General features: G+C 34.6%; 24 protein-coding genes. 10 read left to right on the top strand and 14 right to left on the bottom strand.

Translation table 11 applies throughout. The annotated features are described in order from the left end of the window. Nucleotides 1–72: 72 nt before the first annotated feature. The 3 genes from ACWNMZ_RS19440 to ACWNMZ_RS19430 are packed head-to-tail and all read right to left on the bottom strand — an operon-like array spanning nt 73 to nt 4,171. Nucleotides 73–2,493, bottom strand: coding sequence for a glycoside hydrolase family 95 protein (locus ACWNMZ_RS19440; protein ID WP_449598818.1), 2,421 nt, complete (start codon nt 2,491–2,493; stop codon nt 73–75). A gap of 3 nt (nt 2,494–2,496) precedes the next feature. Beyond that, a complete protein-coding gene (locus ACWNMZ_RS19435; RefSeq protein ID WP_031537966.1) occupies nt 2,497–4,047 on the bottom strand; it encodes a glycoside hydrolase family 43 protein in 1,551 nt (516 codons plus the stop codon). Beyond that, entirely contained in the window at nt 4,040–4,171 is a 132-nt protein-coding gene (locus ACWNMZ_RS19430) for a hypothetical protein (protein ID WP_449598817.1), read from the bottom strand. The genes ACWNMZ_RS19435 and ACWNMZ_RS19430 overlap by 8 nt, the downstream gene beginning before the upstream one ends. Nucleotides 4,172–4,400: 229 nt before the next feature. On the opposite strand from ACWNMZ_RS19430, the gene ACWNMZ_RS19425 reads away from it, so the two are divergent. Next, on the top strand, nt 4,401–4,652 hold the full coding sequence (locus tag ACWNMZ_RS19425) for a hypothetical protein (RefSeq protein ID WP_051640965.1): 252 nt from the start codon (nt 4,401–4,403) through the stop codon (nt 4,650–4,652). Next, the gene (locus ACWNMZ_RS19420) at nt 4,643–4,771 is read left to right on the top strand and encodes a hypothetical protein (RefSeq protein WP_269320384.1); all 129 of its coding nucleotides are present in this window, start codon (nt 4,643–4,645) and stop codon (nt 4,769–4,771) included. Before ACWNMZ_RS19425 ends, ACWNMZ_RS19420 begins: the two co-directional genes overlap by 10 nt. A gap of 211 nt (nt 4,772–4,982) precedes the next feature. Here the strand turns inward: ACWNMZ_RS19420 and ACWNMZ_RS19415 are convergent, their stop codons facing one another. Then, nucleotides 4,983–5,879 carry a fructose bisphosphate aldolase gene (locus ACWNMZ_RS19415; protein ID WP_031537968.1) on the bottom strand — a complete coding sequence of 299 codons (897 nt, stop codon included), beginning with the start codon at nt 5,877–5,879 and terminating at the stop codon, nt 4,983–4,985. Nucleotides 5,880–6,156: 277 nt separating this feature from the next. On the opposite strand from ACWNMZ_RS19415, the gene ACWNMZ_RS19410 reads away from it, so the two are divergent. From ACWNMZ_RS19410 to ACWNMZ_RS19375, 8 genes are all read left to right on the top strand, one after another. Beyond that, entirely contained in the window at nt 6,157–6,843 is a 687-nt protein-coding gene (locus ACWNMZ_RS19410) for a GntR family transcriptional regulator (RefSeq protein WP_449598816.1), read from the top strand. After that, the gene (locus ACWNMZ_RS19405) at nt 6,818–8,038 is read left to right on the top strand and encodes a trans-sulfuration enzyme family protein (RefSeq protein ID WP_449598815.1); all 1,221 of its coding nucleotides are present in this window, start codon (nt 6,818–6,820) and stop codon (nt 8,036–8,038) included. The genes ACWNMZ_RS19410 and ACWNMZ_RS19405 overlap by 26 nt, the downstream gene beginning before the upstream one ends. Nucleotides 8,039–8,167: 129 nt before the next feature. Then, nucleotides 8,168–9,181: a methionine ABC transporter ATP-binding protein gene (locus ACWNMZ_RS19400; RefSeq protein ID WP_449598814.1), complete on the top strand. Its 1,014-nt coding sequence runs from the start codon at nt 8,168–8,170 to the stop codon at nt 9,179–9,181. Next, nucleotides 9,181–9,837, top strand: coding sequence for a methionine ABC transporter permease (locus ACWNMZ_RS19395; RefSeq protein WP_449598813.1), 657 nt, complete (start codon nt 9,181–9,183; stop codon nt 9,835–9,837). The genes ACWNMZ_RS19400 and ACWNMZ_RS19395 overlap by 1 nt, the downstream gene beginning before the upstream one ends. A 50-nt stretch (nt 9,838–9,887) precedes the next feature. After that, complete coding sequence (locus ACWNMZ_RS19390) at nt 9,888–10,922, top strand: uroporphyrinogen decarboxylase family protein (RefSeq protein ID WP_449598812.1); 1,035 nt, start codon at nt 9,888–9,890, stop codon at nt 10,920–10,922. Continuing rightward, entirely contained in the window at nt 10,919–11,740 is an 822-nt protein-coding gene (locus ACWNMZ_RS19385) for a MetQ/NlpA family ABC transporter substrate-binding protein (protein WP_449598811.1), read from the top strand. Before ACWNMZ_RS19390 ends, ACWNMZ_RS19385 begins: the two co-directional genes overlap by 4 nt. 129 nt (nt 11,741–11,869) lie before the next feature. Further along, nucleotides 11,870–12,676: a pyrroline-5-carboxylate reductase gene (gene proC / locus ACWNMZ_RS19380; RefSeq protein WP_449598810.1), complete on the top strand. Its 807-nt coding sequence runs from the start codon at nt 11,870–11,872 to the stop codon at nt 12,674–12,676. Beyond that, on the top strand, nt 12,673–13,449 hold the full coding sequence (locus tag ACWNMZ_RS19375; protein WP_449598809.1) for a VOC family protein: 777 nt from the start codon (nt 12,673–12,675) through the stop codon (nt 13,447–13,449). Before proC ends, ACWNMZ_RS19375 begins: the two co-directional genes overlap by 4 nt. Nucleotides 13,450–13,585: 136 nt before the next feature. Here ACWNMZ_RS19375 and ACWNMZ_RS19370 read toward each other — a convergent pair whose 3' ends face one another. The 10 genes from ACWNMZ_RS19370 to ACWNMZ_RS19325 form a co-directional block, all read right to left on the bottom strand. Beyond that, entirely contained in the window at nt 13,586–13,867 is a 282-nt protein-coding gene (locus tag ACWNMZ_RS19370; RefSeq protein WP_449598808.1) for a type B 50S ribosomal protein L31, read from the bottom strand. Between the two features lie 35 nt (nt 13,868–13,902). After that, nucleotides 13,903–14,172, bottom strand: a complete 270-nt coding sequence (gene rpsN, locus ACWNMZ_RS19365; protein ID WP_235252756.1) for a 30S ribosomal protein S14 — start codon at nt 14,170–14,172, stop codon at nt 13,903–13,905. A gap of 128 nt (nt 14,173–14,300) precedes the next feature. Beyond that, a complete protein-coding gene (locus ACWNMZ_RS19360; RefSeq protein WP_449598807.1) occupies nt 14,301–15,497 on the bottom strand; it encodes a GTP-binding protein in 1,197 nt (398 codons plus the stop codon). 144 nt (nt 15,498–15,641) lie between these two features. Further along, nucleotides 15,642–15,824, bottom strand: coding sequence for a hypothetical protein (locus tag ACWNMZ_RS19355; protein WP_441131877.1), 183 nt, complete (start codon nt 15,822–15,824; stop codon nt 15,642–15,644). A gap of 112 nt (nt 15,825–15,936) precedes the next feature. Then, entirely contained in the window at nt 15,937–16,623 is a 687-nt protein-coding gene (locus ACWNMZ_RS19350; RefSeq protein WP_449598806.1) for a metal-dependent hydrolase, read from the bottom strand. Between the two features lie 510 nt (nt 16,624–17,133). Next, the gene (locus ACWNMZ_RS19345; protein ID WP_312095919.1) at nt 17,134–18,330 is read right to left on the bottom strand and encodes an enolase C-terminal domain-like protein; all 1,197 of its coding nucleotides are present in this window, start codon (nt 18,328–18,330) and stop codon (nt 17,134–17,136) included. A gap of 16 nt (nt 18,331–18,346) precedes the next feature. Further along, on the bottom strand, nt 18,347–19,183 hold the full coding sequence (locus tag ACWNMZ_RS19340; protein ID WP_441131875.1) for an ABC transporter permease subunit: 837 nt from the start codon (nt 19,181–19,183) through the stop codon (nt 18,347–18,349). Continuing rightward, a complete protein-coding gene (locus ACWNMZ_RS19335; protein ID WP_441131873.1) occupies nt 19,176–20,060 on the bottom strand; it encodes an ABC transporter permease subunit in 885 nt (294 codons plus the stop codon). Before ACWNMZ_RS19335 ends, ACWNMZ_RS19340 begins: the two co-directional genes overlap by 8 nt. 108 nt (nt 20,061–20,168) lie before the next feature. Beyond that, nucleotides 20,169–21,464, bottom strand: coding sequence for an ABC transporter substrate-binding protein (locus ACWNMZ_RS19330; protein ID WP_449598805.1), 1,296 nt, complete (start codon nt 21,462–21,464; stop codon nt 20,169–20,171). Nucleotides 21,465–21,579: 115 nt separating this feature from the next. Next, entirely contained in the window at nt 21,580–22,281 is a 702-nt protein-coding gene (locus tag ACWNMZ_RS19325; RefSeq protein ID WP_441131869.1) for a GntR family transcriptional regulator, read from the bottom strand. Nucleotides 22,282–22,307 lie beyond the last annotated feature (26 nt).

Here is a 22,307-nt window from a genome sequence, read left to right as displayed (position 1 = left end):
ATTGGGTTAACTGTCCCATCAAATCAAGTGGACGTATTTCCATGCTTTAACCCCTCATAGAAATAGGCTTTACTATACTCTCTCCATGCTCTCGAACCGATCCTCTGCGCCCTCTATCAATATATATCTTTCCTTATCTTTCGTATGAAGTATTCGTATTTGTTCTTCTTGTTGATATGAAGCATATTCTTCTTTTCTTAATATGTTATACCGGATACGACAATCACCACCATGTGAGGAGTAGATAGATAAAAAGGTGAGTTGATGATTATCCCATTTCATTTCTATTTCAAAACCTCCCCTTGCTTTTAATCCTTTTACTTCTCCACTTTTCCATGCTTTTGGTATAGAGGGAAGAAGATGAATGTCATTTGCATGGCTCTGAATAAGCATTTCTGCAATTCCAGCAGTTCCACCAAAATTCCCGTCTATTTGAAATGGTGGATGATTGTCAAATAAGTTTGGTAGGGTAGAAGATTTTAGTAGCTCTAGTACATTTTCGTATGCTAACTCTCCTTCTTCTAACCTTGCCCACATATTTATAATCCAAGCCCGACTCCAGCCAGTATGTCCACCACCATATTTCAATCTTCTTTCTAAGGTGCGTTTAGCAGCTATAGCCCATTCTGGTGTTTCTCTAGGATTTATCTGCTTTCCAGGATGAAGAGCAAATAAGTGGGAAATATGTCTGTGACCAGGTTCAGCTTCTTCATAGTCAACAAGCCATTCTTGAATTTGTCCATACTTACCTATTTTCAAGGCAGGTAACTTGTTTTTGAGTTGTGTTAATTCCGCCCTAAAAGGATGATCTCTATTCAGTCGTTTACTTGCTTCAATGCAACTAGAAAACAGGGCATAAATTATTTGTATATCCATCGATGGCCCTTCTGTTAAGCTTCCCTTCTCCCCATTAGGCAATAGATACGTGTTCTCTGGTGAGACAGAAAGTGGTGTAATAAGTTCTCCTTCTGGTGTTTCAACTAGATAATCAACAAAGAACAAAGCAGCATCTTTCATCAATTCATAAGCCTTATCTAAAAACGTAATATCTACTGTATACTCAAAATGCTCCCACAAATGTAAAGATAGCCAAGCAGCTCCTAATGGCCAAATACTCGCTGGTATAAACATATCTTGAGGAGCAGTATCTCCCCAAATATCCGTATTTTGATGGGCGGTAAATCCACGGCAACCATACATGATTTGAGCAGTTATCCTTCCTTGTTCTCTCATTTTCTCCAAATGATCAAATAGTGGTTGGTGGCATTCGGAAAGATTACATACCTCCGCTGGCCAATAATTCATTTGTGTATTAATGTTGATTGTATATTTACTATCCCAAGGAGGTAACATTTGATCATTCCAAATTCCTTGCAACGTTGCTGGTAAGGAATCTGGTCGACTACAAGAAATAAGTAAGTATCTGCCAAAGTGAAAATACGTACTGATTAAATCAAGATCTTCTTCTCCTTCTTTTAGTAAATCCAGCCTTTTATTTGTTGGTATATCGTGCTTTCTATTGTCTTTTCCTAGGTTGAGATCCATTCGATGAAACAAAGATTGGTAATCTTGAAGATGTGTTTTCCATAACTGTTCATATGATTTCTTTTCCGCAGCTAAAACGGTCTTTACACATTGACTAGCAGGTTGTTCGTAGCGATAGGATGTAGCTGCAGCTAGTATTATGGTTACAGCACTTGCCTCTTGAACTATTATTCTATTTCCAATCGAAGTGATTACTCCTTTTTCCACTAACACTTTGACCCCAGTATGAAAATGAATTCCATTCTCTCCACCAGTTTTTCCATCCATTATTAAATAATCTGGTTCGACTGCTTTCATATCATCTATATTTCTTGTCTTTCCTCTATCCAAAAACAATTGAAAGGAGATTTCTTTCTCTTTAGAAGCAGTTAAACGTATCACCATTACTTGGTCAGGATAACTTGTGAAAACTTCTCGATTGTAAGCAATATCTTTACACATATATTTAATAGTAGCTACTCCACGGTCTAAATCTAATTCTCGTTTATAATTGGTAAATACATCATCTTCATGATGAAAATCTATCCGCAAATCTCCTAATGGTTCATAATGTCTTTGTGATTCCGGGATGCCCGTACAAGCAAGTGCAGCTAGTTTTTCGGCTTCCCTAATTTCCCCGTTTTCTAAATGTTCCCGAATGGTAGGAAATTGCGTAAGTGCATCTGGATTATTTCGGTCTCTAGGTCCGCCATACCATACAGAGTCTTCATTTAATTGAATCCGCTCCCGCTCGATATGACCAAAAACCATTCCCCCAATACGTCCATTTCCAATAGGCAATGCCTCATTCCAGTCATTTGCTGGTTGCTCATACCAGAGTCTCTTTTTGCTTTGATTCACTTCATTCACCTCAAAATCAAAATATATTCTCCATTCATTGATGAAAATAAAGATGCTATCCTCTAAAAGACAAACTAGATAGCTTCTGTTATATCCTGCAATAAACATTTATTATTCATTCAAAGGTTCCATTCTAAAATAATCAAAATCAGCATAACCACCTATTTCTTCTGTAGAAAAATAAAACAAGGCATATCGATATCCGACAAAATGATCTAATTTATACTTCATTTGGAGTTCAGCACCTATTCTATTCCAATCCAATCCGTTTAAACTATAATAGAAATATGCCTTATCCCTACTATCTTTAAAATCACAATCAATTCTAAAATAAACTCTTTCCTGCTCTAGAGGAATAGATTCTACTACCACAGGGGAACCAGGACTTGCGTCGACCATTGTTATCATTTTTGAATCATTTATTACCTGTACACCAACATATCCATAATCTTTTTGAAAAGCAGCAAATCCAGCAATATCGCCATTCTTCATACCGTAAGTCTCCAATGAAATATTGGCAGAACATTTGGGTCCGAAAGTTCGTTGGGTAAGGGTATTTTTTGCTGCCTCTAAGTCAGGACAAAGCTTATTAGTTGTTAAACGTAAGTACCCAGGACGATCCGTTACAGACCATTTCGTCGGATCGGGATTATGATTCCACTGCCATACCAAGTCAAGTGAATCACTTTCATAAACAAACTCATCTGATGATACAATACGGTTTTCACTTGTTTCCTGATGAACTGGAATGGACATGTTTTTTGGTGTAATACCATTTTCTCCAAAAATTGGCCAGCCATCCTCCCACTTAACTGGGAGTAAACACGGCATTCTGCCTGCAGCCCCATTGTCGCAAAATAACATACCGTACCATTCACCTGTTGGCGTATCAACTATTCCTCCTTGTGCTACACCAGTTGGATCATCTACTGCAATTCTCCCTTCATATTCTCCATCAAACGCTATTGCCCGATGCACTAATTGGGTTCGATGTCCATTTTTCGGCCACGTAATAGTAAAAACATAATAATAGCCATCTATTTTTTGAATATGTGCACCTTCTGCTTGTAATCCTACTTCTTCTTTTGGAGATGCTACTAAACTAGCATCTGGAATGATTATCTTATTCAATCCACCCTCTTTAATAGCTGTTGCATCTGCTGTTAGTTCAATTGCGCGTATATTCCCATTTCCATAAACTAAATAGACACGTCCATCATCATCAAATAATAAAGACATATCATGATAATATTTATTCAAAATAGAGCGCTTCCATTTATCTTTCTCCAAATCCTTTGTCTGAAAAATATACGTTTTATCTGTTGCTAAAGAGCCCACAACTAAATAATACATCCCTTGATGATACCGAAGACAACTTGCCCAAGAGCCTTTTCCATATTCGTTTTTTCCATTGTTCAGCTCTTGCTCGTCATTTGCTGCTAAAGTGTCATATACATAGTTAACAATTTTCCAATGCAATAGATCTGTTGATTTCATAATCGGAACGCCTGGATTCATATGCATCGTTGTACTAGACATATAATAGGTATCTCCAACCCTAATTACATCTGGATCCGGAATATCCAAATACAAAATTGGATTTTCGTAGGTAAGCGCTTTCTCTTTTTGGCCACTATCTTCTAATTTAGAATGACTAGTCATTATTCCTCTCCTCTACTCCTTTTGTTTTCTCACCACTTATTAAGTACTTTATCAGTTCGATAGATTCCTCCTTTTTTTGGCTATAATTTGGTACAAATGCCACTAAAGATTGTTTCGATGTCACCCCTAACTTTGAGAAAGCATAAGAATCATTCCCTAGAGGGAGGGCATATAACTCCGTTTCGGATGTATCAGGATTCATTCCCTTTAAATTTTCTAGAAGATTACTATTTAGAGATAGCTCTTCTCTACTTTATATGTGGTAGATGCCTGGAAGACTTCCATTATAGAAAATGTTTGTCGCTCAAGCTAGAGGCCAATCCGTTTTTCCAGCTCTTCAAGGAGGCACTGTAATGGTGACGGTAGAACAAGTTGCAGAAGCGGCTATTGGCGCAATGGAAAAAGGGGAACATCGCCATACCTATGCTATTTGTGGAAAAAACATGAAATTTCAAGAGTTTTACCAAATGATTGTAGACGCATTAGATCAACACGAAACCACTCAAGTACCAGTAGTAGACTATGAACAAATGAGACCAATTTATGAAGAACTGGATAAACATGCAGAAGCAGCAGGTACAGAGATGGCATTCATATGGCGATAAGTTCAAAATTACAAACAGAAGATTTATACCTTGATCCAGAAGATACTATGCCCGTATTAGGCATAAAAGAGTACGATATTATCGCTTCCATTAAGGAAACATTAGAAAAATGTTTATAAGAATGGGGAAATAGACAGGGAAATCTACTTTCTTTTTATAGAGTGTAAACTACGAAATTTGGTTTTCCCTTGATAGTTATCTATTTTTTACTATTAATATGTACAAATAGGAAAAGGCACCAGAATATCATTATCTGGTGCCTCCAAGTTCAATCCAGCTAAGCTTCTCTTTATAGCCCGACTCATTCGAAATCATTAAATCCACAATCTACTACTTTCCTGTCTTCTCAGTAGAAGCCTCAAAAATAGACGTAACAGCTTCTTTTAATGCAGCATTAAATTCCTCTTCTGATTGGTTAACGTTTAACTCTTCGCTTAGCGCTCGAGAAAAACTTGCGATGATATTGTCGTTTTCCTTTAATTTTTGATTTGCTTCTTCTCTGCTGTATCCACCTGAAAGTGCTACTACTCGCACTACTCTTGGATGTGTAGTCAATTCTTTGTAAGTATTAGCAACTGTAGGGATGGACAGCTTAAGCATGACATTTTCATCTTCTTTTAGACTATTTAGATTTGTTAATAGTTCCTCTTTCAATATCGCTTCTGATTGCTCTTTATCTGGACTAGTAATATCCACTTCTGGTTCAATAATTGGCACTAGCCCTGCTGCCATTATTTGTTTTCCGATTTCAAATTGCTGATCCACTACTGCTTTGATACTTTCAGAATTTGCTTCCTTAATAACTGAGCGCATTTTCGTTCCAAAAATATGGCGCTCCTTTGCACGTTGGAGGATCTCATCTAAATCCGTGATCGGCTTCATCAATTGAACTCCATTTGAAGGTTCAGCTAACCCTTTATCAATTTTTAAAAAAGGAACAATCCCTTTTTTCTCTGCTAAATAATCAGCTGTATACATGCCTTCTATCTTACTATCCATCGTTTGCTCGAACAAAATGGCACCAAGAATATACTGAGAATCAAAAGCTGGAGATGTAATAATTCTTGTCCGCATTTGGTGCACCTTATCAAACATTTCTGCTTCATTTGTATAGGCACTTTCAGGTACTCCGTAATTCAACAATGCTTTTGGTGTACTGCCTCCACTTTGGTCTAATGCGGCAATAAACCCTTTTTGATTCTTCATTCTTTCCAAATGGTCGTTCATATATTTCTCCTCCTTGTTGTGAAATATTGCTTATTAGAAATTATTCACTTAAGTTGAGGAGTTAAAACATTATTCTTCTGTTTAATAAATGATTTCTTTTACTTACAAAAAAATCTATCAAACTATCTTAAAACTCAAAAAAATGTTTAAAGAGTTATTGACTATTACACTTATACATTATAAAATACTATTAAAATATTCAGAAAATTCTAAAGAAAAACTTTGTATACAATTATACAATTCTTTACCCAATTAAATTCTGCAATTGGAGGAGATTATGGCCAATCGTACAAATCGAAAACTAACAAAAGATCATGCTTACCTTGCACTTAAACACCAAGTGATAAATGGAGATTTAAAACCAGATGAAATTATACGAGAAGAACAACTTGCATCCAACCTTGAAATAAGTCGTACTCCTTTACGCGAAGCAATACAACGACTAGAAATGGAGGATTTTCTAGTACGCCAAACAAATGGTAGATTAAAAGTTGCTCCTGCAAATAGAAAGGAAATGGAAGAAATATTTTTAATAAGAAGTATGCTTGAGGGAACAATCACAAGACACGCTGCAATGAGAGCAACCGATAAAGATATTCGTATATTAAATAGCATTCAAAACAAAATTAAATATTCTTTTCAAGAAGGAGCAAGCCAAGATTTTGTCTCCTATGGCTTTGAGTTTCATGATTACTTGGGTGAAATTAGTCAACTAAAGACTTTTGAAAAAACACTTGAAAAACTTAGGGACCATTCTCTTAGATACTGTCGACTTATTTCTCGATTCGGAAAGTGGAGCAATCATGCGGACGAAGAACATGCTTTAATTTTACAAAAAATAATGGAAAAAAACCCCGATGGTGCAGAGCAAGCAATGAAAGATCATATATTTAGTAGCTTATCTACAGCTCTAGATAAAATAGAAAGGATGACTAGTGATGAAACAAAAACAATGGGGATTTGATACAAAACTTATTCATGGCACTCATCCACAAGTTCTTAAATCTAAAGCTATTTCAAACAGCATAATTCCAGCAGTTGCATATGCATTTCCAAACATAGAAACTGCAACTGCGGCTGTAGTTGGTGACATTCCTAATGTTTATTATGGGAGATATGGGAATCCAACACTGAGGACATTAGAGCAAAAGATAGCATTTCTTGAAAACGGGGAAGACGCTCTTGGATTATCAAGCGGTATGGCTGCAATTGCAACAGCAATACTTGCTTTTGCAAAAAAAGACGACCATATTATTATCACAAAAGATATTTATGGAGGAACTTATAATTTTCTTTCAACTATAGCAAAAAGGTATGGTATCTTCTTTGATTTTATAGACTGTACCGATAGTAAATATATTGTTAAGGCAATTAAACCAAATACTAAAGCAATATTTATCGAAACACCTTCCAACCCTTTGCTTACAATCTTGGACATTCAAGAAATTGCAAATGTCAGCAAACAATATGACTTACCACTAATTGTTGACAATACATTCATGACACCTTACTTACAAAAACCGCTAGATTTAGGAGCAACTATTGTTGTACATAGTGCTACCAAATATATAAATGGACATGGAGATGTCTTAGCTGGATTTATTATCGGTAAAGAGCGAATTATTGAATTAATGCGTAAAAACTTTATGGGAAACCTTGGTCAGAATCTCAATGCATTTGATTCCTATCTTATATTAAGAGGGTTAAAAACGATGGCAATAAGGATGAATAAACATTGTGAAAATGCTTTACAAATTGCAAACTATTTAAAAAGTCATCCATCCATACAAGAGGTTTATTATCCTGGCTTAACTACCCATCCCCAGCATTCATTAGCAAAGAAACAAATGAAACAAATGGGTGGTATTATTTCATTTGAAGTAAAAGGAAATTATGAAACAGCTGTAAAATTTTTAAATTCACTTAAACTAGCATATATTTCTTTTAGCCTAGGAGACCCAGAAACTTTTGTGCAACACCCTGCATCAATGACCCATTCTTCTATTCCTGAGGTAGAGAGAGCAAAAATGGGGATAACTAATACTCTAATTCGGCTTTCTGCTGGCTTAGAGAATGCAATAGATATTATTCATGATATCGATCAAGCTTTATTGACAACTTCTTTACAATCATCAGAGATATATTCTGGAAATAAATAGTTAATTATACCTATTTCCAAATAAAAAAAATAGCGTTATCTTTATTGTCAATGGGAATAGTCGGGATTTATTGTTCGGAATTTTCCCGCTTTTATGTTTTTTAAAATTTTTTAAAGAAAGGAAATGTACATGATTGAATTAAAGGACATCCATAAATCTTATACACGTAAGAATAAGACCGTAGAAGCCTTAAATGGAATCAATTTAAAAGTAGATAAAGGTGATATTTTTGGGGTAATAGGATACAGTGGTGCAGGAAAAAGCACCTTAATTCGGCTTGTCAATTATTTAGAAATACCGACCAAAGGAGAAGTAATTGTTAATGGACAGTCCCTAGCTACCTTCAATAAAAGGGATCTTAGAGAAACAAAAAAACAAATTGGAATGATCTTTCAACATTTTAATTTATTAGAATCAAAAAAAATCTTCGATAATGTAGCAATTCCTTTAGTACTTCAAAAGAAAAACAAACAAGAGATAAAAAAAAGAGTAACAGAATTATTAGACTTTGTTGGATTAAGCGATAAATCAAACAGCTATCCAAACGAATTATCAGGAGGACAAAAGCAACGTGTAGGGATTGCTAGAGCTTTAGCTTCCAACCCATCCATTTTACTCTGTGATGAAGCAACTTCTGCACTTGACCCAGAGACAACCCAATCTATTCTACAATTGTTAAAAAAAATAAATGCTGAATATAACATAACAATCATGATTATTACACATGAAATGACTGTTATCCAAGAAATATGTAACAAAGTCGCCGTAATGGAGAATGGAAAAATTATTGAGTCTGGAACCGTACTTGAAGTTTTTGGGAAACCACAGCATCAAACAACCAAAAATTTTATTCAAACTGTGATTCATGATAAAGTACCAAATAGCCTTCAAAATTCTGTGGATTTCAGACATAAAATTTTCAAACTAAAATTTATTGGAGAAACCGCTTATGAACCAATCATCTATGAACTAATCCATCATCATCAACTCAAATTAAATATACTCTATGCAAATATGACTGAAATCCAAGGTACTGCGATTGGTAATTTGATTGTTCAACTGCATGGAGAATCAATGAATATTCAAAATGCATTAACCTATCTTCAAGATATAAATGTTTTTTTCGAGGAGGTACATGAGTAATGACTACTAATATTACCTTAGATCAATTTTTACAAGCAATAATTGATACCCTTTATATGGTTGGATACTCATTATTTATTGGATCGTTAATAGGAATCCCATTAGGAATTTTATTGGTTGTTACAAGAAGTGGAGGAGTACTGGAAAATAAAATAATCTATTCCATATTAAATCCATTAATAAATATTTTTCGTTCCCTTCCCTTTATCATTTTATTAGTAGCTATTATTCCTTTTACTAGATTAATTGTACAGACATCTATCGGGACAGCTGCTGCAATTGTTCCGCTAATCATTTATATTGCTCCTTACATTGGTAGACTAGTGGAAAACTCTCTTTTAGAAGTTAATCCAGGAATTATAGAAGCCGCTCAATCAATGGGAGCTACTCCTTTACAAATCATCTGGTATTTTTTACTTCCAGAAGCAGTTGGCTCTTTAATACTTTCCATCACTACTGCAACCATTGGTTTAATTGGTGCAACAGCAATGGCTGGAACTGTTGGTGGAGGGGGTGTAGGTGATTTAGCGATTGTATATGGATATCAAAGATTTGATACTGTAGTAATGGTAGTAACAGTCATAGTTCTTATAATTATGGTTCAAGGAATTCAGTCGCTTGGGAATTTCTTAGCTCGAAAAGCAAGACGTAACTAAATTAATACAAACAATCATTTATTTTAAAAACTATAGTGAGGAGATATAATATGAAAACTTGGACAAAACATGATCGATTTAACGCCCTCCTTTCCGGTGAAAAAGCGGATCGTCCGATTATAAGTGGGTGGAGACATTTCATAAACAAAGAACATAATGCAATTGATTTAACAAGTTCAACAGTGAACTTTACAAAGAAATACGATTGGGATTGGGTTAAAATAAATCCTAGAGCAACTTATCTTGCAGAAATTTGGGGCAATGAATACGACTTCACGGACTACCATACTGTTTTTCCAAGACAATTAACAACAGTAATAACTAAACCTTCTGACTTATGGAATTTGGAAGTAAAAAAAGTGTTTGAATCTTCTTCTTTACTAGAACAACTTGAAGCGGCTAAAAGTATTAGAGCTGAATTACCTGATATACCTTTAACTCAGACTATTTTTTCCCCACTGTCCGTGTTACTTTTTATTGCAGGTAGGTCTGCCTATGTGTATGAAACGGTATTTGGAATCGATGCACCTGTTTCTTTCGAAAGCTTATTTGTAGATAATCGTTCTGGTGTTCATCATGCCTTACATGCTATTGCTCTAACTATAGCTGAATTTGTTCAAGAATTAGATAATGTAGGTATAGACGGGCTATTTTATGCCGTAACAGGAACAGCTAATCCTACACTATTTGATGACTCTGCCTTTAATGAATTTTCAAGACCTTATGATTTAATCGTTTTAGAAGCAGCTCAAAATGGAAAAAGAATTTTACACACCTGCGGACCAAATGCTCAACCTGAAAAATTTAATGATTACCCAATTGAAGGCATAAGTTGGGATACCAAAGCTAATGGGAATCCAGGTTTATTAGCAGACGTAAATGCAACCGTTGTTGGTGGTGTAGATCACCATTTATTTGCAGATAATCATGTTAAATCTATCACAAGAGAAACAAAAAATACTCTTAAGCTGATGGAAAACAAACCTTTTATTGTTGCTCCTAACTGTGCCATCCCACTCAGTGTTACAGAAGAATCTTTATATGCATTCAGAAAGACTATTTTAGAAAAGGAGATTTCAAAATGAAAAAAACATTCATTACAATTTTAATAGGATTACTTCTTATTATTGGTGCTTGTGGTAACGACAAATCAACTGCTGGGGAGGACAAAAAAGAAATAGTAGTTGGCTTTGGTGTCGGAACATATGAAGAGCAATTTCGAAATGGGATTCTTCCGATATTAGAGGACAAGGGATATGATGTGACAATTAAAACATTTAGTCAGAACATGCAAGTAAATCCAGCAATGAAAGAAGGCTCTATTGATGCAAGTGTTTTTCAAAGCACTGCATATATGGAAGGCATCAATGAAGAACTTAATACAAACATGATTGGGATCACCTTTGTCCCAAGTGCTCCTCAAGGATTGTATTCCACTAATCATACAACATTAGATGATGTTAAAGATGGAACAACAGTTGCTGTTCCAAATGACCCAGTAAACCAAGAGCGTGCTGTACGAATTCTTGAAGAATTAGGATGGGTGAAAGTTGATAAAGACGCGGGTACAACTGATTTTAATTTAAATAGTGTTAAACCGGATAAGTATAATATTGATATTAAAGTCTTGGACCCAGCTCAAATATTAGTTTCTTTACAAGATGTTGACTATGGCGTAGTAAACGGAAATTATATTGCAAGCGCTGGTAAAAAAATTACCGATGCCTTAAAAATTGAAAATACTCCTGAAGAACATCGTATTATTGTGTCTGTCAATGAATCTAATAAAGATACCCAGTGGGCAAAAGATTTAAAAGCAGCCTACGAGTCAGATGAGTTTAAGTCTTATATTGAGTCACAAGGAAAATACGATGGTTTCATTCTACTAGATGCATGGAATTAGAAAATTCAGGAGTTTCTATGTTCAGGCTGTGTGCATAGAACTTAATGCACACAGCCTAGACTCTACCAATAAATTAATGCAGAAATGTACAATCGTTACTAATCTTTTCAATAAAAAGGAGTATGAATCATGAAAAAGATATATTTTATCGGTGGAGGACAAATGGTTGAAGCAATCATTCGGGCAGTTATTCACAATAATATTTTTGAGAATAAACAAATTAACGTTTATGATATAAATCATTCTCGACTAAAGTATCTTGCTGAAACATATGGGATTGGGGTTGTTTTTAATGAAAAAAGCGGGTTTAGAGATGCAGATTTAATTATTATTGGCGTAAGGCCACAAGATGATATCAAGGCTATAAGTGGATTAATTGATCAATATGCTGATCAGAACGCTACCATTATTTCTATTGTTGCTGGAGTTACGTTGAAAAAAATTGAATCCTATTTACATAATAAATTTCCTATTGTTCGTGTTATTCCTAATACGTTAACAGATACTGGCTTTGGGTATAGTGCTGCCACCCTAAATAAGCTTGCTGAAAAGAACAAAATCAATTCATTTTTAAACAGTTTTGGTAAAGTTGAATTCATCGAAGAATCCTTATTGGATATATTTACTGGTTATGGAGTAGCTGGACCAAACTATATTTATTATTTTATTGAATCATTAGCAGATGCAGGTGTTCTCGCAGGTTTGCCCAGAGATCTCTCTTGGAAAATCGCCCTAGAAAACACGAGTGGTGCAGTTGAAATGTTAAAAATAACAGGAAAGCATCCTAGACAATTATTAGACATTAACAATTCACCTGGGGGGGTTGGAATAAATGCATTATTTGAGCTAAATAAAAGTGACTTTGCAGCTGGATTACAAAATAGTGTTTTAACAGCTGTTAAACGGACATCCCAATTAGGAGGAGAACCAAAATGACAAAATTAGAATGGGATCATATCGTTCATTATGTTAACGATGTTGATAAACCGATTGAAATATTCAAAGAAAAAAACTTAATCGCTTTTAGAGGGGGGGCACATAAACAATGGGGAACCTATAATTCACTCAGTTATTTTAATCTAACTTATATTGAATTCTTAGGAGTTGAAAATAAAGAATTGGTTCAAAAAGTTAATGAGCCTAACAGAGTAGTCAAAGATTCAATTCAACTTCTCCCTAAACACGAGTCCTTAAGTAGAGTTGCTCTTCGAACAAATAATATAGAAGAAATCGCTCATAGACTAAAGGATGCTGGATTAAGCCTTTCCCCCATTATGGCAGGAAAACGACTAGATAGTAAAGGTGAAGTTATCGAATGGAAAATGATGACAATTGATGATTCCTATCAAGGTCTCCCCTACCCTTTTGTAATCGAGTGGAAAGGCACAGATTCAGAACGTTTACATACCCTTCAATCCTCAGGAATTATCCAAAATCATCCTGCTGGAAAAACTATTATTCATCAGGCTGTTTTTACCGTATCGGACCCTTCAGCGGTTGCTGAGCATTGGAATGAGTTATTTCACTTAAATATTATCGATTCAACTAATACTTCATCTACTTTATCAATCGGAGAACAGAGCTTTATATTTAAGAAAGGGGCTTTAAATCAGCTAACAGAAATCATTCTCTTAACGGAGTCTACACAGCTTCAAAACACGTCGTTCAAGATAGGCGACGGAATTTATACCTTTAAATCGATTGATTAGCATATTATGGTTGTTTTTGTTTAGAATTGTCCCAAAAAGAGTATATTCTATATGCAATATTGATTGATTCAAATTTAGCTTTATAGTCTGAAACTTTTTTGGGACAAGTCCATTTTCTATTACTACATAGTTCCAATTAGCGGATACTTTCCTTTTTAACGTTATAATTAAGAGTTTGTTTTTTATACTTCTCATAAAACCGCTCCACTCGACCGCCACGATCAGAGAATTTTTGACGGCCAATGTAAAACGGATGGGTATCAGAGCTAATTTCCACTTTTATAAGTGGGTAGGTTTTTCCATCCTTCCAGATAATTTCTTCCTTAGAAGTTTTCGTTGATCCAGATAAAAATGGAAAGCCACTATTTACATCCATAAAAACGACTTCCTGATAAGTAGGATGTATTCCTTTTTTCATAATAAAGTCCTCCTCTATTTAATAGAATATACGTATCACCAACTTGACTTTTTCACACCAGGTATTTGCCCCTTATGAGCGTATTCTCTAAAGGCAATTCGAGACATTTTGAATTTTCTTAAATAACCTCTTGGTCTTCCCGTTACTTCACATCTATTTTTCAATCGTGTTGGAGAAGAATCTCTAGGTAACTTTCTTAATGCCTCATAATCCCCCTTTTCGATTAATTCTCTGCGAACGGCAGCATATTTCTCCACCGTTGCTCTTCTTTTTTTCTCTTTTGCTACCTTGGATTTTTTGGCCACAATCTTTATCCTCCTTTATACAAATCGACATCATTACGATTTAACATGTGAAAATAACCCATCTTTCAGATGCATATTTATAATAAAACGAAATGGTTACGATTTGCAAGTTATTTGCTTTCACAAAACTATCTTGCTGCTACTTGCCAATGAAACGGATCGCTTAACTGTTGCCAATCTCCATAAAACTCTTCATCTGTTAATAAGCAATCTTCCAATTCTTTTTTTATCAGCTCCACGTTTAAATCCATTCCTATAAATACTAGCTTTGTATGCCTGTCACCAAATTTAGGATCCCAACTTTCCTTCAATCTTGGATTAACACGAAGAATTTCCTTCTGTCTAGCTTCTGTTAGTGATGCAACCCAATAAGAGATGGGTTCAATACTTACAGACGGCCCAGCTTGTGATAAAAGTAGGGCTAAATTATTCCTTGAGGCACACCATGCTATTCCTTTTGCACGAACAATCGAGAGTGGCATCGAATGACACCAATCATTAAAGCGTTCCGAATGAAAAGGTCTTTTACTAGCATAAACAAAAGAGCTAATCCCATATTCCTCTGTTTCCGGTGTATGCATACTAGGACCAATATTCAATTCACGCAACCATCCTGCTGACTCACTAGCCCGGTCAAAATCAAATAGATTTGAATCTAAGATTTCTTGCGGTGTAATTTCACTATTAACGGTTCGAATAATTTTAGCAACAGGTTGTAATGTTCTAATTACTTTCTCTAATTTATCTAAATCCTTTGGTGCAACTAAATCACATTTATTAAGAATAAGCACATCGCAAAATTCAATTTGGTCAATTAATAAATCAGCAACATTTCTGTCATCCCCTGCCCCAACTGCTTCTTTTCTATCTAAGAGTGAATCACCAGACTCATAATCATGCCAAAACCGATTTGCATCGACTACCGTTACCATTGTATCTAGTTTACAAAACTTTGTAAGATCAATTCCCATTTCTTCATCAATATAAGAAAAAGTCTGTGCGACTGGGATTGGTTCACTAATTCCAGATGATTCGATTAAGATATAATCAATATCCCCTTCCATCGCAAGCCTTTCCACTTCTACAAGTAAATCTTCTCTAAGTGTACAGCAAATACAGCCATTTGACATTTCGACTAGCTTTTCTTCTGTACGGGAAAAACCCCCAACTGTTTGCACTAGTTCACTATCAATATTTACTTCACTCATGTCATTGACAATTACCGCAACCTTCAACCCATCTCTATTATGTAAAATATGATTAAGCAAAGTTGTCTTCCCAGCACCTAAATAGCCACTTAACACTGTAACAGGTATTTTTTTCATTTTATCACTCTTTCATTTCGTTTTTTAAATCGTAATCATTACGATTTATATATTAATCTCTTTTGTGGAAAAATGCAAGGATAAATACATTAGAGGAATCAAAGAGCCATCCAATTAACAGGATCATCTGCTTCTAGATGAGTGCTATGGATTCTTTCTTGGATTTTCGTATGCTTCAACTGCAAGTCTTGCCTGCTCTAATTCATTTAGCGTATCTAATTCTCGTTGCCTTCTATTTATATTCACCTGCCTTTGATAGACAGACGATTTTACTTCGGCTATCTGTTGTGGTATAAGAACACCAGTTTCTGGTATACTAGCAGTCACTCTCCTGCCTGTGGTTCATACACGCAAATCCCCCATTTCATTTTGCCAGAATGAGGGATTCTGTTCTATCTAACTTTTTATTATGTATAAAGAAAGATAATCTATTAAACTATTATAATTCCTTTGATGACAATGGCAAGAACAGCTTAACGCCTCGTTTATTAAATGGGAAAATTTTAAAATCAGCTATTAAATGACTGATATATCCCCCAAGACAAGTATAGTACAATCCTTGCATTCCAAGCGAAGTCTCTAAATCAGAGGCTATAATTCCGAAGAACACGACTCCTAAGATAGAATGGGTATAGCTTCGATGGGAAGTAAAGGATGCAATCATAATAAAGATTCCTAATAGAATAATCCATCTTTCTTCTACAGAAAGCCCCCCCATCAAAACGGCAATTCCCGTTATCGTTAGCATAAGTTTTTGTTTAATTAAGGAGGCTATAATTAATATCAAAATCCCTATTCCGACACCCATCCACCTTTCTACTGCGACCTTCTCGAAGAAACTATAAAGAATCATAAGTATTCCGATTACCTGTGCAGACAATTGAATCATCTGATGCGGCAAAGTAATTTTCCCACGAAGTTTCCCGTCAATATCTAGATCAGGCATTAATCCAGAGACAGCTCCTAAAGCGACACACACAAGCGTCTCCGTTGGTGTTGCACGGTATGAGCAACAATAAATCCTGTTGCTGATCCAATTACAGCATGTGATGTTCCATTCAAGTTGATTTCCACCTTTAATATTTAATAGTTTTGATGCACTGATTACTATTCTACACCAAAACATTTGTTCTGTTTAGGGGAATTTTAAAGTAATAAAATACGCAAATAAAATTTGTAGGCTAATCGATAATTATATAATTATATTAAGAGTGTCAAATTGAGGTATTTCACGAAATATGTCAAAAATAGAATCTATTAATTGGAGAAAAGAAGGAATTCAATACTGGGGTTCTACGTCTATTCGTTAATATTACTTACAAACTATTCTATCTTTTTACTTTTGACGTTTCCTCTTACCTCTGCTACATTTTTTTGTAGGATTGAAAGTAGCTTTTAGGTGCTTATCTTAAAATAATCGTCTAAAAAAACCCAAGTAAATATGATGTCTTTATGCTCTTAGATACTCGAAATTAAGAATCATGAAAATTTTTTAAATACTACAAAAGGTGGGTGCAACAAGCTTGGAATATGTGTTGTTGCACCTAATAATACCTTCCTAATAAACACATAATTAAAAGCATGATTCTTCTTTTCTTAATTCTCAAATTTTCATTTTTTTCAGTGAAAACATTATTTATGGTCTTACGGCAGTTCCATCTACAATTCTTGCTAGGGTCCACTCTGGCAATTTATCATTACAAGGGTATTTTTTTGCCTTCTCTTCATTAATATCAATACCTAAACCAGGTAACTGATTAGGATATATATATCCATTTCTAGTCTCTGGGCTACCTGGAAATACTTCTTGCACTTTCTCACTAAATCCATAATATTCCTGAATCCCAAATGCTGGACTACTCACATTTAAGTGTACGTTTGCAGCGTGTCCAACTGGTGAGACATCTGCAGGTCCATGCCATGCTGTACGTATGCCAAACATTTGACATACTGCTTCTACTTTTCTCGCAGGGGTTATCCCTCCAATTTGACTAACATGGATTCTTATAAAATCAATTAATCTATTTTCTATTAGCGGCATCCATTCATTAGGATTATTAAATAGTTCTCCCATTGCAATAGGTACTGTAGTATGCTGTCTAATTAACTTAAACCAATCAATTTGCTCTGGAGCTAAAGCATCCTCTAAGAAAAATAATTTAAATGGTTCTAGATCTTTTGCAAATCCAACAGCATCAATCGGTGCTAACCTTTCATGAATATCATGAATGAATTCAACCTCCCAGCCTACTTTATTTCTTAGATAATCAAACATCTTTATAACACTTTTCATATAAATTTTTGGATCATAATAAATTCCATTGGGAGCTTTTTCTGGTTTATTGATAAAATGATTTTTCCCGCCATAGCCTCCAAGTTGACATCTAATATAACGAAACCCTTCCTTCATAAATTGGATTACATTTTCTTCTACCTGTTCTATAGTCTCTCCTTCTGCATGTCTATAAACAGCTGCACCTTCTCTACATTTGCCACCGAATAATTGATATAAGGGCATATTCGCTAATTTTCCTTTAATATCCCAAAGTGCCATATCAGCACCAGAGATTGCATTGTTAAATTCCGGACCATTACGCCAATAACCACTTACATTTGTGGTATTCCATATATCTTCAATATTATGAACATCCTTGCCTATTAAGAATGGCCTAACATAATTATCAATAGCTGAAACTACTGATAAATATCTTTGAGTAAATGTTGCACATCCTAAACCGTATAAGCCAGGTTCAGTTGTTTCAATTTTTACTACTACTAAATTCACACCCTCTGGGGCAGTTACTATCGTTTTTACATTTTTTATTTTTATCATAATTATCCCTCCCTATTTAACCTTTAACAGAGCCTGAGGTTAAACTACTGATAAAGTACTTTTGAAAGAAAATAAACAAAATAATTAATGGTAAACTTGAAATTACAGATGCAGCCATTAAATCATTCCAAAGAATTTTATAATATCCATTTAATTCAGCGATGCCAACAGGAAGAGTTCTCATCGTTTCTGAATTAGTTAATATCAGGGCAAACATATATTCATTCCAACCTGTTAACATTGCATAAATGGCTGTGGAAGCAAGTCCTGGTAACGATAGTGGCATAATAATTTGTAAAAAGGTTCTTAATTTACCACACCCATCCATCTTGGCCGCTTCATCTAATTCAGTTGGTATAGACTTGAAAAATCCTACCATCATCCAAGTACAAAAAGGGATAGTAAAAGATATATAGACTAATATTAAGCCTAAATGGGAATCGATTAGATTTACTGATCTTAACACATGGTAAAAAGGTATTAATAACATAATAGAAGGGAACATTTGAGTTACTAGTAAAAAAGTAAGAAAAGATCCCTTTCCTTTAAATTTAAACCTGGTTACTCCATAGGCAGCCAAACATGAAACAATAATAGATGCAATTGTGGAAATCGAAACGATTATAATACTATTAATAAAATAATCAGAAAAAGGATAATCTCTAAATATATTTATAAAGGATGCGAAGGAAAAGTTTTCCGGTATCCATTTTGGTGGTGTTGTCATTACATCTTCAATAGGTTTTAAAGAGGTAGAAAGCATCCACAAAGTAGGTACTAAGACAAATCCTGAGGCAAATATTAATAGTACATAAATTAATAATTTTGAAAGTCTAAATCTCTTTTTAATCATTATCTAGTACCCTCCTATACAAGAAGCCTATCAAGAAACATACCGCAAAAACAATTACCGCCATAGCTGCTGCATTTCCAAAATCAAAATATTCAAATGCATTCTTAAAGATATCTATACTAACTACATTTGTAGCATTTCCAGGTCCACCTGCAGTCATTACCCAGATCATCGTATAATGTTTAAACCACCAAACTGTATCTAGTATGAGGCTTACTACTAAAACTGGCTTTAAACCTGGAACTGTTATATAAAGAAATTCCTGCCATTTATTCGTTCCATCTATCCTTGCAGCTTCATATAAATCTTTCGGAATAGACTGTAATCCAGCCAGGATCATCATCATTATTAAAGGATACCCTTTCCAAATACTAACCATTACAACTGCTAAAAATGCATAAGTACTTTCACCTAACCAAGAGATAGGTTCAGAAATAATATTAGTTGTCAGCAAAATATGATTAAATAAGCCATACATTGGGTTAAATAACCATTTCCACAATAAAGCAACTACCACTTCAGGCAAAAGCCAAGGCAAAACAAGGATTGCTCTAAAAATAACGATTCCTTTTATATTTATATTTAATAAAAGTGCCAAACCAATTCCTATGATAAAATGACCTAATATCGTTAGTACTGTATAGAGTAAAGTAAGCAAGATGCTATTAGTAAAATCCATATTAGAAAATATTTCTTTAAAATTTTCTATCCCAACAAAATCCCAACGATTAACCAGATTTGTATCAAAAAAACTAATATACATACCATAAACTAATGGATAAGCCACTAACAACAACAACGCAATTGCAGCAGGTGCTGTAAACAAGTAGCCACTCCAATATTCTTTTTTTAATATTGAGAATGTTTTATTTCTCATATTTTCACCACCTGACCGCATATGTCGGCATTCCCCTAATCCAACTCTCTTATAAGCAAAAATAGTTAGGGGAATACCGCTTTATTATCTCTTTATCCTACCTAAAAATTATTCTTTACTAATTAGATCTTCTGCACGATTCTCAGCTTTTTTCACAATATTTTCGACGCTTTCACTATTCGTTAACATTGTTTGATAAGCTTCAGCTATTATATCTTGGAATTGGCTATATGAAGAGATCTCTGGTAAATGAAATGCATATGTGATAGCCTCTGAATATCCTGCCATTTCAGGTGTATTTAATTGTTGTGACTCCCCTACATCCTTTCTTGTTGGAAGTCTCCCTGTATCCTTATTCCATTGAAGGGAATTTTCTTTGTTTACTAGAAATTTCAAGTAATCTGCTACTTCTTCTTTATGTTCACTGTTCTCTGAAATTCCATATCCAATAAGGCCAAAATTAGAGGAATATTCAATATCTTTTGGAACTGGAATACTATAGACTTTACCTTTTAAATCAGGATTTTCCGCATATATTGCTCCTAATGCATTAGGTCCAGTAATCATCATAGCCACTTTATTTGTTGCAAATAAACTCGCTACCTCAGGAAAACCAGATTCAGTAACCCCTGGTGGAACAACTTTATATTTATTATTTAAATCTCCATAAAGTTGAAATGCCTTTTTAGCTTCATCTGAACCTAAGTCTGTAATCCAATTTCCGTTATTATCTTTTCTAATTTCTGCTGCACCAAAGGAACGTAAAATAGGTATAAATCTTGAAGCACCAGAACCATTTCTAGTTCCAACTAACCCAAATCCCCATTGATCTAACTGACCATCTCCATCTTTATCTTTTGTTAGCTTTTGAGCTACTTCTATAAATTCATCCCAAGTCTTCGGCGCCTCTAAACCTTCTTCTTCAAACCAATCTCCTCTAAAGATTAACGCTTGCGGGGTCGCGTTCCATGGGATTAATTGTAATTCCCCATTTATACTTGCTTCATCAATAATATTTTCGTAAAAATCTTTTAAATACTCTTCTCCTAATAATTCAGTAAGATTAGCTGTCATTCCCATATCATGAGCTGTTCTCATAAATTCAGGTGTCATAGTAAAAGCATCGGGCAAATCATTACTTGTTGCTAATGTTGTAAGCTTCTTATATAAATCATTCATTGGAACCCCTATAAATTCAATCTTGACTTTAGGATTTTGCTTCATGTATTCATCAGCAATTTTTTGTTCAAGTTCCCCGTCTGGTTGTTCTGTTTGTGAAACAGACATAATTTTTAAAGTTACTACGCCATCTTCTGATTCGCCAGCCCCTTCTTTTGATGAACACCCAGATAAAACGCTTACAATAAAAAGCAAGAAAACTAACCCCATTTTAATTTTTTTCATTTTCTCACTACCCCCATCTTTTCTAAATAAAATCTATTTCTAAAAATGATATTTTTTAGAAATAGAGAACAACCTATAAGGTGGCACATCATACAACTTTTCGGAAATTTTATCGTTACTGAGTCATATTGAGTTTTTCCAACATTTCCATTACTCCTCTTCTTATCTGGTCCTTAATACCTTCTGCGTCCCTCTTTTTAAAACATTCATACTGTTTCGTATGTCCATCTATACTGTTTTGGTTCACACCTATGACTCTATTCAATTCCTCTAAATATAAGTAGAAGTATTTTGAATTTTTCAACACTTCAAAAAGCAGCTTGTTTTTTGAAGCCTTAGCAATAACTAAGTGAAATTCAAAATCAGCAACAGTGTACTTTTTGTATTCTTTTTTGTTTTGTATCATTTTTTTTAAAGCTCTTTCTAAATTTAAAACATCTTCTTCAGTTGCTTTTTCCACAGCGAGATCAATACACTTAAATTCAATTGCTTCGCGGAATTCAAGCATTTCTAATATATCTTCCTTAGTTAACTTTAATTCTACATTTAATGTATCTAAGCTACTCAAAATACTTACCTTTGCAAAATTAGAAACAAATGATCCTTGCCCGTGTTTGATTTCAATGATCTTTTTTACACTTAATTTTTGTAATGCACTTCTAATACTCGTTCTACTTACCCCTAACATTTCACACAATTGATGTTCAGAAGGAAGTTTTTCTCCAAGGCCCCAATAACCATTATAAATCTTCTGAACTATCTGATCATAAATTTCATCAACCACACTCTGCCTATTAATTTGTTTAACCATATCCATCTTCACTCTCTTCAAGTTGTGTGTTG

The organism is Niallia sp. Marseille-Q9988 (assembly GCF_976954375.1).
This window is presented reverse-complemented; position numbering and strand designations above follow the sequence as displayed.